The sequence below is a fragment of the Halanaerobiales bacterium genome (genome assembly GCA_035270125.1).
Classification (GTDB): Bacteria; Bacillota; Halanaerobiia; order Halanaerobiales; family DATFIM01; genus DATFIM01.
On record DATFIM010000212.1, the window covers coordinates 1 to 13,586 of the forward strand.

10 protein-coding genes are annotated in these 13,586 nt (G+C 28.1%); 8 read left to right on the forward strand and 2 right to left on the reverse strand.

Going from position 1 to position 13,586, the window contains the following annotated elements:
• The 7 genes from VJ881_10635 to VJ881_10665 all read left to right on the forward strand — a co-directional run.
• A partial coding sequence (locus VJ881_10635) for a 5'-nucleotidase C-terminal domain-containing protein (GenBank protein ID HKL76507.1) occupies window positions 1–431 on the forward strand: 431 nt, incomplete at its 5' end.
• Between the two features lie 485 nt (window positions 432–916).
• Window positions 917–2,386 (forward strand): PLP-dependent aminotransferase family protein, encoded by a 1,470-nt coding sequence (locus tag VJ881_10640; GenBank protein HKL76508.1) that lies wholly within the window; start codon window positions 917–919, stop codon window positions 2,384–2,386.
• A 165-nt stretch (window positions 2,387–2,551) separates the two neighbouring features.
• Window positions 2,552–4,309: an indolepyruvate ferredoxin oxidoreductase subunit alpha gene (gene iorA, locus VJ881_10645; protein ID HKL76509.1), complete on the forward strand. Its 1,758-nt coding sequence runs from the start codon at window positions 2,552–2,554 to the stop codon at window positions 4,307–4,309.
• Entirely contained in the window at window positions 4,302–4,880 is a 579-nt protein-coding gene (locus VJ881_10650) for an indolepyruvate oxidoreductase subunit beta (protein ID HKL76510.1), read from the forward strand. Before iorA ends, VJ881_10650 begins: the two co-directional genes overlap by 8 nt.
• Before the next feature lie 76 nt (window positions 4,881–4,956).
• A complete protein-coding gene (locus tag VJ881_10655) occupies window positions 4,957–5,910 on the forward strand; it encodes a MoxR family ATPase (protein HKL76511.1) in 954 nt (317 codons plus the stop codon).
• The gene (locus VJ881_10660; GenBank protein ID HKL76512.1) at window positions 5,897–7,126 is read left to right on the forward strand and encodes a DUF58 domain-containing protein; all 1,230 of its coding nucleotides are present in this window, start codon (window positions 5,897–5,899) and stop codon (window positions 7,124–7,126) included. The genes VJ881_10655 and VJ881_10660 overlap by 14 nt, the downstream gene beginning before the upstream one ends.
• Window positions 7,098–8,405: a hypothetical protein gene (locus tag VJ881_10665; GenBank protein HKL76513.1), complete on the forward strand. Its 1,308-nt coding sequence runs from the start codon at window positions 7,098–7,100 to the stop codon at window positions 8,403–8,405. The genes VJ881_10660 and VJ881_10665 overlap by 29 nt, the downstream gene beginning before the upstream one ends.
• A 4-nt stretch (window positions 8,406–8,409) precedes the next feature.
• On the opposite strand, the gene VJ881_10670 is transcribed toward VJ881_10665, so the two are convergent.
• Both VJ881_10670 and VJ881_10675 read right to left on the reverse strand, forming a co-directional pair.
• Complete coding sequence (locus VJ881_10670; GenBank protein ID HKL76514.1) at window positions 8,410–10,512, reverse strand: ABC transporter ATP-binding protein; 2,103 nt, start codon at window positions 10,510–10,512, stop codon at window positions 8,410–8,412.
• An 11-nt stretch (window positions 10,513–10,523) separates the two neighbouring features.
• Window positions 10,524–12,272 (reverse strand): ABC transporter ATP-binding protein, encoded by a 1,749-nt coding sequence (locus tag VJ881_10675; GenBank protein ID HKL76515.1) that lies wholly within the window; start codon window positions 12,270–12,272, stop codon window positions 10,524–10,526.
• 207 nt (window positions 12,273–12,479) lie between these two features.
• Between VJ881_10675 and VJ881_10680 the strand changes: the two genes are divergently transcribed.
• Complete coding sequence (locus VJ881_10680; protein ID HKL76516.1) at window positions 12,480–13,571, forward strand: hypothetical protein; 1,092 nt, start codon at window positions 12,480–12,482, stop codon at window positions 13,569–13,571.
• Window positions 13,572–13,586 lie beyond the last annotated feature (15 nt).

A 13,586-nucleotide genomic window follows, 5' to 3' on the forward strand; every position in this document is an offset into this window, starting at 1 on the left:
TTGCAGGTATGTCCTTTGTTTTTGCTAAAGATAGACCTGCTGGAGAAAGAGTTTTAGAGATAGAAGTTAATGGAAAACCACTTGATCATGATAAGATGTATAAAGTTGCAACAAATGATTTCATGGCTGCAGGTGGAGATGGATATACAATGTTAAAAGATGCAGAAACTACTTTATTAGCTGGTGGTTTAGAAGAGGTATTAATGCAGTATATTTCTGCTAAAGGTACAGTTTCACCAGAGAAAAAAGGAAGAATTATTGGTGTAGAAGTTAAAAATGATAATTATGTTTATGAAGTGAAAAAAGGAGATATGTTAAGAGAGATAGCTTCATATTTTGATGTTAGTCTATCTACTCTTATTCAGGCTAATAATATAGAAAATCCTGATCTAATTCATGTTGGTCAAGAAATTGTAGTTCCAGTTAAATAAAGTAATAAATAAGTTGATTTAATAGTAAGAAGTAGATCTATGGAGACATAGGTCTGCTTCTTTTTTTATTTTTCCACAAAGTTTTCCACATACAATCGGATAGTTGTTAATTGAAAAACTTTTAAAAGTTAAGATAACGATTTTTAGTTAATAATAGAGGGGGAATAAATATTCAGAATAAATTTTGTGGAAAAAATAGCTATTTATCCACAAAAAATGTGTATTTATCCACAAAAAAAACAGAAAATAAACAAATTGTTAACAAGATGTTAACAAAAGTTGTGGAAAAGTAGATTTTTTTATAAGGGTTAATATTTTTTTTAACACAATTCCACAGGAATTAAGGTGTTATTAACAGGTTTTCCACAGAATTTGTGTATAAACTATTAATAAAATAAAAAATATATAGTTCTTGTTATAATAAAAATGTAATGATACAATATAGCTAAAGTTAATGCCATTAACTTAACTTTGGAGGTTAAATAATGAAATATAATTTTGAATTAAAAAGAAAATCAAATAAAAATTTATATACTCAATTATATGAAAATTTAAAAACTAAAATTTTGAAAGGTGAATTAGAGGCTCACACTCGCTTACCTGCTATAAGAAATATTGCTGATAAAAATGATATTAATCCTGCTACAGTTGTAAAAGCTTATGATCTCTTAGAACGAGATGAGCTTATCTATAAAAAGGTAGGCAGTGGCAGTTATGTTTCTCCTGGAATTATAGAAAATGATTTTAAATTAGATTCTAAAAAAGATAAAGAAAAAGATTCATTAGAAATGTTAGATTATGGTCAAATAGACCTTGCAGATAGCATTAATTTTGCTAGTGCTACTCCTTCTCCTTCGTTTTTTCCTGTTAAAAATTTTAAATATGCCCTGAACAAAGTATTAACTAGAGATAAGGGTAAAGCCTTTACTTATCAAAAAAGTCAGGGATATTTTCCGCTTCGAGAATCGATAAGTAAGTATTTATATGAAAATAAAATAGAAACAAAGGCAGATAATATACAGATTGTATCAGGGGCGCAGCAGGCTATAGATTTATTAGCCAAGGTCTTACTTAATTTTGGAGATGAGGTTATAGTTGAAGAACCCACCTATACAGGAGCTTTATCAGCATTCAGGTCAAGAAAAGCATCAATAAAAGGAATAAAACTAGAGAAAGATGGAATTGATTTAAATGTATTGGAAAAAAAATTAAAAGCTAATAAAGTGAGATTTATTTATATAATGACTAGTTTTCAAAATCCTACAGGTGTTAGTTGGTCAAAAAAGAAAAGGGAAAAATTATTGGAATTAGCATCTAAATATGATTTTTTAATAATAGAAGATGATTGTTTATCAGAATTATATTTTACTAAAGAAAAACCATTATCTCTTAAATCATTAGATACTGAAGGACGAGTAATTTATATAAAAAGCTTTTCTAAGATTTTTATGCCAGGTTTACGGCTTGCTTTTGCAATTTTACCAGATAAATTGCTTCCGCAAATGCTTGCTGCCAAACATGCAACTGATATTTCAAGTGCAGGAATAACTCAGCGTTCTTTTGATTTGTACTTAAGAGAGGGTTTGTGGGAAAAACATCTTTATGAAATGAGAAAATTATTTAAAAAGAGATTTAAAGTTATGGAAGAAACTATTAATAAGGAATTATTATCTTCAGCAGATTTAATATATAAACCTAAAGGAGGTTTGTATTTTTGGTTAAAATTACAGAACAAATATAGTAGTGAAAAATTATATAAAAAATCTTTAGAAAAAGGAGTTGCTTTTTTACCAGGATCTTTATTTTATCATGATAATAGAGAATCAAATAAATTTAGATTAAGTTTTGCCGCCAGTAATGAAGAAGAAATAAAAAGGGGAATTAAAATTTTAGCAAAAAATATAAAAGAAATCCAGGCAAATAGTAAAAATAAAGGATATACTCCTTTATTATAGAGGAATTTAGTTTTTTTTATGGAATAAAATAAAATAGAGAGAATTTAGAATATATTAAAAATTTATACAAAAAATAGAATGTTTATTCATAAACTGGGTTTTGGTTTTTAAAGTGCTAGAGTAGTAAAGAAGGTTACCTTACCAGTAAAAAAAGGAGGAAAAAATATGAAAGATCTTTTATCAGGTAATGAAGCTATTGCAAGAGGTGCCTATGAATATGGAGTTAAGGTAGCCACAGCCTATCCAGGCACACCGAGTACTGAAATATTGGAAAATGTAGTTAATTACAAAGATGATATTTATTGTGAATGGTCTCCTAATGAAAAGGTGGCTATGGAAGTGGCTATTGGTTCAGCTTTTGCAGGTGCCCGTTCTTTAGTAGCAATGAAACATGTGGGTTTAAATGTGGCAGCAGATCCTTTTATGACTCTGTCTTATACAGGAATAAAAGGAGGCTTAGTCATTGTTTCAGCTGATGATCCTAGTATGCATAGTTCTCAAAATGAGCAGGATAATCGCCACTATGCTCGTTTTGCAAAAGTTCCTATGCTAGAACCGAGTAACAGTCAGGAAGCTAAAGACATGGTAGGTGATGCTTTAGAAATAAGTGAAGAGTTTGATACCCCTATTATTTTGAGAACAACTACTCGAATTTCTCATGCTAAGACGATTGTAGAAACAGGAGAAAGAGAAGAATCAGAAGTACCGGATGAGTTTAAAAAAGATCCGGATAAATTTGTTATGGTACCTGCTAATGCCAAAAAAAGACATCCTGTTATTGAAAAAAGAATGGAAAATCTTAAAGAATTTGCTGAAAAAACTTCATTAAATAAGATAGAATGGAATAAAAAAGATATAGGAATTATCACCGGAGGAGTTGCCTATAATTATGCCAAAGAAGTATTTCCTGAAGCTTCAGTTTTAAAATTAGGATTAACTCATCCTCTTCCAGAAAAAAAGATAAAAGATTTTGCTAATAAAGTTGAAAAATTATATGTAATAGAAGAATTAGATCCATTTATGGAAGATCAAATAAAAGCAATGGGAATAAATGTTATAGGTAAAGAAAAACTTCCTGTAACATTTGAATATAATACAAAAGTATTGAGAGATAATTTAATTAATGAAGAAAAACAAAGTGAAAATGAAGAAAATTTAACAGAGGATTTACCACAAAGACCTCCAGCTCTTTGTTCGGGTTGTCCTCACCGAAGTGTATTCTATACTTTAAATAAACTTGGAGTAACAGTAACTGGAGATATAGGTTGTTATGCTCTAGGAGTAGTACCTCCATTATCAGCTATGGACTCAGTAGTTTGTATGGGAGCCAGCATAGGTAATGCTCATGGTGTTGAATTAGCCTTAGGGGAAGATGCCCAAGGTAAAGTAGTTGGGGTTATAGGAGATTCCACTTTTATGCACTCAGGAATTACTGGTTTGTTAGATATAGTATATAATAAAGGAGCCTCAACTATAATTATTCTTGATAATAGAATTACTGCTATGACAGGTCATCAGGAAAATCCTACTACGGGGAAAACACTTATGGGAGAAGATACACCGAAGATTGATCTTGCAAAATTATCTGAAGCTCTTGGTGTAAATAGTGTTCAGGTAGTAGATCCCTATAAATTAGATGAAACTGAAAAGACTATTCAGGAAGAATTAAATAAAGATGAAATATCAGTAGTAATAGCCAGAAGAGCTTGTGCTCTTTTGAAAAGTGTAGAAAAGAAAAAGCCATTCAAAGTTGACCCTGAAAAATGTATTAATTGTGGACAGTGTCTTGAATTAGGTTGTCCGGCAATATCACAGGGAGAAGGTCAGGCCGAGATAGATGATTATCTCTGTACAGGCTGTGAAGTTTGTGTTCAGGTTTGTCCTGTTGATGCTATTGTAAAGGATGGTGATAGTAATGAGTAAGACTGTAAATATTATGTTAGCTGGTGTAGGAGGACAGGGAGTTCTTTTGGCCAGTGAAGTAATTTCTAAATCAGCTTTAAAAGAAGATTATGATGTTAAAAAATCAGAAGTACATGGTATGGCTCAAAGAGGAGGAAGTGTAGTAAGTAATGTTCGTTTTGGAAAAAAAGTATATTCACCTCTAATAGCAGAAGGAGAAGCTGATATACTTCTTGCTTTTGAAAAATTAGAAGCCTTAAGGTGGATTAATTATCTAAAAGAAGATGGAATCATAATAACAAACACTCAGAGGATTGATCCTTTACCTGTGGCTAATGGTAAGGTTGATTACCCAGAAGATATTATGGAAAGATTAGAAAAATCAGGACATAAAATAGTAAGTATTGATGCTCTTTCTGCAGCAAGAGAAGCTGGAACTCAAAAAGTCATTAATACAGTTTTATTGGGAGCTTTGGTTAATTATACAAATTTATCTGCAGAAGTCTTTGAAGAGGTTATTAAAGAAAATGTTCCTGAAAAAACAATTGAGATAAATACAAATGCATTTAAAGCAGGTTTAAATTCTGTATAAAATATTTATATGGAGAAGCTCCTAGACTCTAGGGGCTTCTCTTAAAATATAATAAAAAAGAATGTGAGGTTATAAAATGGTAAAAAAAGAAATAAAAAAAATCAAAGAAAATATTGCAAAGGTAATAGTTGGAAAAGAAGAAGTAGTTGAACTTCTTTTAACATCACTTTTAGCTAATGGCCATGTCTTAATAGATGATGTGCCAGGCATGGGAAAAACTAAGCTGGCTAATACTCTAGCACTTTCACTTGATAGTGATTTTAAAAGAATTCAATTTACTCCTGACCTCCAACCTTCTGATATTACAGGTTTATATTTTTATAACCAAAAAGAAAGTGAATTTATATTCAGAAAAGGGCCAATATTAACAAATATATTATTGGCAGATGAAATAAATAGAGCTGTTCCCAGAACCCAATCAAGTCTTTTGGAGGCAATGGAAGAAAGACAGGTAACTATAGAGGGAAAAAGTTTTAAAATTGAGGAGCCATTTATGGTTATTGCTACTCAAAACCCTATAGAATTAGAAGGGACTTTTCCTTTACCTGAAGCTCAGTTAGATAGATTTTTGCTAAAAATTGAAATGGGTTATCCAGCTCAAAAAGAAGAAATAGATATTTTGAATAGATTTAAAGAAAGAGATCCTATTAATGATATTTCCTCTGTACTAACGAAAAATAATATATTAAAAATGAGAAAAAATGTGAGAAAAGTTAAATTAAGTGATGATTTAACAGATTATATTGTTAGATTGAATAGATATAGTCGAAAAAATCAGAAATTAAAATTAGGAGTAAGTCCTAGAGGATCTTTAGCCTTAATGAATGCATGTCTGGCTTATGCTTATATTAAAGGAAGAGATTATGTTTTACCTGATGATATACAATATCTCTATCCTTTTGTAGTTGAACATAGACTTATTTTGAGTGATGAAAGTGAACTACAGGGAATTAAAAAAGATGAGATTATAAAAGATATCTTACATAACGTAGAGGTACCTGTAGAAGGTGTTGTAAGTGAAAGAGCTTAAGGATTTTTCTTTAATAATTATAGCGATTATAGGTATTGTTAGTATTTTTGCAGGTTATTATCTGCTCTTTTTCAGCACCTTTACAGCTATTTTTTTGATTTCATTGGCACAATTTTGGAATAAGAATATATTTAACAAATTAAAAATAGAACGCAATTTAAGTCAAAAAAGAGTTAACATTGGTGATAAAATATATTATGAAATTGAAATAGAAAACAAAAAATTTTTACCGGTATTAGGTTTGATATTAAAAGATAAAGTAACAGTGGGAATTGATTTTATAAATAAAAGTTTTAGCCAAAAAGTTCCAGGGAATAATTTTGATTTATTTCAGGATTTATTTAGCTTAAAGTGGTATGAAAAAGTTAATAGAAAATATGATTTTATTCCTAAAAAGAGAGGTTATTATCGTTTTGGAGAAGGTAATCTCTTTTATAGTGGGGTATTTGGATTTTATAAAAATAAATTATTTGATAATAATTATTGTGAATTAATTGTTTATCCCAAAATATTGAATGCTAAAAAATTAAATGTAAACTTAAAACAACTTTTTGGTTCAAGTATTTCTGAAGGTTGGATTCATAAAGACCCTTTAAATAAAGTGGGAGTAAGACCATATGAAAGTACAGATGATATAAAAAAAATCAACTGGAAAGCCTCTGCAAGACATAATAAATTGGAATCAAATGTATATAAACCATCTTATGATCGAGAAATAAATATATTTTTAAGTACTCTTACTACTGAAAACTGGTGGGAAGGTATAAATAGTAATCTTTTAGAACTTTTGATTATTTATGCAGCATCTATTGCAAATCATGCACTAAATAAAGGATATCAGGTAGGGGTTTATTCTGATGGTTTGATAAAAAGAAGTTCTTCTTCTCTTAAATTAAAGCCAGGAAAAGGGAGTCTTCATAAAAAAACCTTATTTTCCAATTTAGCAATACTACAACCGGCAGATAAAATGAAATTTTCTAATATATTGTATAAAGAAAGAAGAAATTTAAAAAATTCTTCTACAGTAATTTTAATTTTGACAATATTAAATGATGATATAAAAAAAGTTATCAATCAATATAAAAAAAGATATAATCTTAGTCTGATAATCATAGGAGATAGAGATTATAATTTAAAAGGATTGAAAGGAGTAAAAATCTATCGAATAAAGGGAAAGGAGGACTGGGATGCAATCAAAGAATTGGAACTGGCTTAATTATTTAGCAGGAGCTTTTGTTTTTTCGATTGGTGTTTTTTATTTATTGAAGCCCTGGTTTAATTATTTTTATAAAATGCGCCATAATTATTTGAGTTTAGCTCAACAATCATATTTTTTTATAATTATAATTCTGGCTGTGGTTTTAGCTAAAAAGTTATCTGAAATAAAAAAAGGCAGCATTAGAATTCTATTAACCGGTCTTTTTTTTCTGGCCAATCTTTTTTTGATTTATAATCTAAATTGGAATTTAGGTTATTTTTCTTTATATCTAATGATAGCTTTAATTAGTGCTTATAGATTTGAAATGTATTTTGGAGGATCAAATTTTAATAGAGATTTTTCCTTAGGTATTTTGTTTTTAATTTTTACCCTTATTTCAAACAATCGTTTTCAGCTGGGTATTAATTTTTTTGCTGTGATTATAATTTTTTTAAGTGGTATAGCTTTAAGTGTTTTCTTTAATTTTGAAAATTCCAATCATAAAAATAAATTTAAAGTAATTTTTGCGAGTATATTTTTAGCAGGAGGGATATTAATTCTGACTGCAACACTGGTACCCGGTACTACAGAATTAGTTTCTAATTTTTCTGGTCAACTTTTAGCAGCTTATTATAAACTTATAGATATATTTTTAATTATTATTTATCCTCTTATCTGGCTTTTAGGTCCAATAGTAAAATTCATAAATTTTCTTTTATCCAAACTTCCAACTCACGAAGTAGAACGTCAAACTACTGAGACAATGGCAGATCCAGAACTAGAAAGACTGTTAGAACAAGCCAGTCAAAGAGAAATAAATACAGGAACTAATTTCTGGTGGCTTTATATTATTTTAGGTATTTTACTTATATATCTAAGTTTTAAGCTATGGAAATTAAAACAAAGTTCTAATACAGAAGGGTTTAGTGAAAAGAGAGAATCAATTTTTGATAAAGAAACTTTTAAAAAAGATGTAAAAAATTTTTTTAGTAATGTTAAAGACAAATTTATAAAAAAGAAAAAATATAATATTTATGATGGAAGTAGTATAGAAATTAAAATAAGAGAAATATATTATTATTATTTAAAATATTTTAATGAATATAAAAAATATCATCTCTCAGAAACGCCAAATAAATATCTTGATTTACTATTAAATAGTGGTTATTTAAATAATAATAAAAGTAAAGGGAAAAAACTTACTGAAATATATAATAAGGTACGTTATAGAGAATCGGCAACTGAAAAAGATTTAAAAGAAGCCCAAAAAAGCTGGGAAGAAATAAGTGAAAAATAAATTATTATGAACTTTTCTTTTCTTCCCTTTTAAATAATTGATCTTTATATTGAAGTTGATATAAATCATAATAGATTCCATTTTTATCAAGTAATTCCTGATGGTCTCCTACTTCTCTAATTTCTCCTTTATGCATTACTACTATTTTATCTGCATCTTGGATGGTAGATAGGCGGTGGGCAATAACTATAGTTGTTCTATCTCTAGTTAATTTTTCTAAAGCATCCTGAATTAAAACCTCAGTTTCAGTGTCAATGTTAGAAGTTGCTTCATCAAGAACTAAAATATCAGGGTCAAAAGCTAAGGCTCTGGCAAATGCGAGTAATTGTCTTTGACCTGCGGATAAAGTTGCTCCTCTTTCTTTTACTTTATGTTCATATTTTTTTGGCAATTTACTTATAAATTTATGAGCATTAACATATTTAGCCGCCTCAATTATTTTTTTGTCAGGAATCCAATCGGCATTTAATCTAATATTTGATTTCATGTCACCAGTAAATAGAAAAACGTCCTGTAAAACAACACCTATTTTTTCTCTTAATTCTTTTTTATTTATATTTTTTATATTAATATCATCAATGAGTATTTTACCTTTTTGAATATCATAAAATCTACTAATAAGTTTTATAACAGATGATTTTCCTGCTCCTGTAGCTCCTACTAAAGCTACGGTTTCTCCTGGATTGATTTTTAAATTAATATTTTTCAATACCCATTCATCTTCCTCATAAGCAAAACTTACATCCTTAAACTCAACTTTACCTTCAATTTTTTCTGGTAGTTGAACAGGATTATCAGGATTTTTAATTTCTACTTCAGTATCCAGGATTTCAAAAATTCTTTCAGAGGCTGCCATAGCAGATTGAAGTATATTGTATTTTTCAGATAAATCATTTATTGGCTGAAAAAACTTTTTGATATAATCAATAAAAGCATATAAAACTCCAAATTGAATTATACCTTCTAAAACTTGATTACCACCATTCCAAATAATAATTGCTAAGGTTAGAGAGTAGAGAAAACCCATGGTTGGTCTAAAGACGGCAAAAATTTTAATTTGTTTCATTGCAGCCTTATAATATTCATTATTAATATTTACAAATTCACTTAATTTTCTTTTTTCCTGATTAAAAATTTGTATAATTTTCATTCCAGAAATATTTTCTGATAAATTAGAATTTATTTTTGCAAGTTTAGTTCTAACTTCACGATATGCTTCTCTTACATATTTTCGAAAAATAAAGGCTGCTAAAAAGACTAAAGGCATCATAGCAAGAGTTATAATTGATAATTTCAAGTTTAAACTAAACATTATGGCAATAATGCCTATTAATAAAAAGAAGTCCTTAAAGACAGTTACTAAAACATTAATATACATGTCTTTTATTCTCTCTGTATCATTTGTAACTCTTGTTACTAATCTACCTACTGGATTTTTATCAAAATAAGCTAAAGACATTTTTTGCAGGTGAGAAAATACATCCTGTCTAAGGTTATAAATTATTCTCTGACTGGTTTTTCTTAATAAATAAGTTTGGATATAGTTAATTACTAACCCGGTTAAAATAAGCCCAAGAAAAAGAAATGAAAGTTTAATCAAAGCACTTATATCCTGTTCTCTAAAATCTACTAATTCTTGAGAATTTAATTTTGGCCCTGTGAAAACAGCATCATTTTCAGTTGTGATAGTAGCAGTATTTTCTTTTTCTTCAACTTCATATGTTACTCCCTTATCAATGGTTCCTTTTATTAAATAATGTTCTACGTCATGATTTATAATCTGATAACGAGGTTGAGATTCATAATCTCCACCAAGCCTATTTTCTCTAATATAAACTTTATTTCTAAAGATTGTTCCCCGATCTTCAATAGGACTTTCTCCAATATCAAAGGCTACCATTGGTGTATCAAGAGCATTTATATGATCATCAATAGCAATTTTAATAATATAGGGACGTGCTAATTGTACTCCAGTAACAATTAACAGGAGAAAGATACATAATAATAAAATTTTCCAATATTGTTTACTGTATCCTAAAAGTCTTTTCATTAATTCTGAATCATAGGCATTTTCTATTTTCTTTTCTTCACGAAAATCTTCTCTCATCAAGCTTCCTCCTAACTATTAGCAATTTTCTCTTCTAGTTGTTGTTTTTGATATAAGTCATAATACAGTTTTTCATTTTTTAGTAAATCTTCATGGTTGCCTTTTTCTATAAGTTTACCTTCATCAAAAACAAAAATTTTGTCAGCGTTTTTAATAGTTGAAATTCTGTGAGATATCAAAATACTGGTCTTACCTTTCATAATTTCTTCTAAACTTTCTAAAATTCTTTCTTCAGTTTGAGTATCAACAGCAGAAAGACTATCATCTAAAATTAATATTTTAGGATTTTTTATTAGAGCTCTGGCAATAGAAATTCTTTGTTTCTGTCCTCCGGAAACATTTGAACCTCTTTCTCCTAATAAACTTTTGAATTTATCCGGGAATTCTATTATATTTTCATAAACTTGAGCATCTTTAGAAGCTTTAATAATTTCATCCTGGCTCATATTTGTTGGATTAGCAAAAGCAATATTTTTATTTATAGTATTAGAAAAAAGGAAGTTATCCTGAGGAACATATCCTATATTTTCTCTTACGACTGCTAAAGGAATATCATTTATATCATTGCCATCTATAAAAATCTTCTCTTCTTCAACATTATAAAGACGAAGTAACAAATTAACTAAAGTAGTTTTTCCTGATCCCGTTCTTCCTATAAAAGCAGCTGTTTCTCCAGGATTTATATTTAAATTTATATTTTTTAAAGCATATTCTTCACTATCACTATATTTAAAATCAAGGTCTTTTATTTCTATTTTACCTTTAATTTCTTTAATATTTTCATCAATGTTTTGGTCAAAAATATCCTCTTTTTCATTAAAGATAACATTTAGTCTATCCAGAGAAGCCTGACCTCTTTGCAGATGATTAATTACAAGCCCCAGGGCCATCATTGGCCAGGTCAGCATTCCTAGATAGCTATTAAAAGCAACAAAGTCACCTAAAGAAATTGTCCCTCTTATAACTAATATTCCTCCATAACCAATAACTATTAAAAAACTTAAAGCTGATATAAACTGTACTAATGGATGAAAAAGAGATGAATACTTAAACATATCTACATTTTTCTCATAATTTTCTCTATTAGATTCTGCAAATTTATCTATTTCTTCTTTTTCCTGGGCAAATGCTTTTACCACTCTAATACCAGCAAAATTCTCCTGAGCTTTATCAGACATATTAGAAAATGATTTCTGTACTTTTTTATATTTGCTGTGTATTATTTTACCAAATTTAACAGCCATTAGAGATAAAAAAGGTAAAGGTATAAGAGCCAGAAGAGTTAATCTAATATCAATAGTAAAAATTAAAATTCCAATAGTAGCTGTAGTCAGAAAAACTGCATCTGCTATCATAACTATACCAGGGCCCATTGCCATTCTTACTGCATTAATATCATTAGTAGCATGAGCCATAAGATCACCTGTTTTATGATCATTAAAATATCTTGTTGATAGAGATTGTAATTTGTTATAAAAATCTTCTCTGATATTTTTTTCTATAAGACGACCGGTACCAAAAATAAAATATCTCCAGAGAAAGCGAAATATAGCAGTACCTAAGGCAAGAATAATAATTAGACCGGCATATTTTATAAGACCGGTGGTATCTAATAAATCATATTTAATTTTATCGGTAATATTTCCAAGTAATTTTGGAATAATTAATTGTAAGCCATCAACAATTATAAGCCAGATAACGCCAAGTATATATCTTCCTTTATATTTTTTGAAAAAACTCAGATAAGTATATTTATCCATAATTTTACTCCCCTTGAAATGATTTTATATAAGATAAAAATATTAATCCATATCATAAATTTTAAACAAAAAAGTGTAAAAACCTTTATTTTAAACTCAATAATTTAAAAAAATTAATAATAACATATCTTGTTATCTAATTATAATTATTATATAATTAAAAATAACTTGTATATTTCTGAATAGCAAGTAGTTAGGAGGTAAATGATGGAGTTTACTCTTAATCTTTTTAAATTTTACGATTTAGGTAATCCCCTTGAAAGAAGTGAAATAATAAAAATAATTAATAAAATGAATATTAAATCAAGCAATATGGAAAAATATCATTTTGATTCTGATAAAGGTGAACCTGATTATATTAATTATCCTGAACCTATTACTTTATATATGACTAGAAAGACTAAAAAAGATGAAGAAATAGAAATAGTGACTAAAATTTTCAATTATGGAGCTCTTACATTAAAAACTGAATTAAAACCTAAAATTGAAAACATTAAAGATATTAAAAAATTTTATGAAGAAGAAAAAATTATTACTAGAATTGAAAATTTATTTGATAAAATATTTAACTTATTTCATCAGAGTTTTTCTCAAGATAATAGCCAAAAAGAAAAGTATACTTCAAAACAAAATTTTACAAATCTCTACCCAGTTTACTGTATTTCTGAAACTGGTTATAATAATGTAAAAAAGTTAATTGATGATAATGAAGATGAAATTGCCGGTTTATTATTGGGGATAAGTGATCATAATAATTTTAGTGAAAAGCAAATAAATAATATATTAAAATTTAACACAAGATTTTATAATAAGGATTATAGTATTATTCACTGGAATGGAACACTGGCCATTGATAATGAAGCTGATTATGATGATCTTTTATTTATTATTGAAATTGCAAATATCCAATTTATTAAATTACGAGCCTATGATGATTATATTGGTAATTATTTATCTGATTATCTTGATTTATCTAAAAACAAATTTAAAAGAGGTATTAATTTTTTCAATCCAGTTTCTCAAATGATAAAAAATATAAGTAGAATTAGAGTTGAATTAGAGCATATAACAGAAATGATGGATAATTTCGAAAAGTTTTTTGGTAAATGGTATATGGCCAAAATTTATTATTTGGCAAGTAGTGCTTTTGAAATACCGAGATGGAAAAAAATTATTGAATCCCGTTTAGATACAGTTGATGATCTTTATACTATGATTAATAATGAAAAAAATAGAAAGAAAATGTTGTTTTTAAACTTTCTTACTTTATTACTTTTTGTATTATGGTTTTTCATATAAAAAAAGCCCCTTTGA

Excerpts from the sequence above, each read along its gene's own strand:
- VJ881_10640 (HKL76508.1), top strand. The coding sequence starts at position 917 with ATGAAATATAATTTTGAATTAAAAAGAAAATCAAATAAAAATTTATAT.
- iorA (HKL76509.1), top strand. The coding sequence starts at position 2,552 with ATGAAAGATCTTTTATCAGGTAATGAAGCTATTGCAAGAGGTGCCTAT.
- VJ881_10650 (HKL76510.1), top strand. The coding sequence starts at position 4,302 with ATGAGTAAGACTGTAAATATTATGTTAGCTGGTGTAGGAGGACAGGGA.
- VJ881_10655 (HKL76511.1), top strand. The coding sequence starts at position 4,957 with ATGGTAAAAAAAGAAATAAAAAAAATCAAAGAAAATATTGCAAAGGTA.
- VJ881_10665 (HKL76513.1), top strand. The coding sequence starts at position 7,098 with ATGCAATCAAAGAATTGGAACTGGCTTAATTATTTAGCAGGAGCTTTT.
- VJ881_10670 (HKL76514.1), bottom strand. The coding sequence starts at position 10,512 with ATGAGAGAAGATTTTCGTGAAGAAAAGAAAATAGAAAATGCCTATGAT.
- VJ881_10675 (HKL76515.1), bottom strand. The coding sequence starts at position 12,272 with ATGGATAAATATACTTATCTGAGTTTTTTCAAAAAATATAAAGGAAGA.
- VJ881_10680 (HKL76516.1), top strand. The coding sequence starts at position 12,480 with ATGGAGTTTACTCTTAATCTTTTTAAATTTTACGATTTAGGTAATCCC.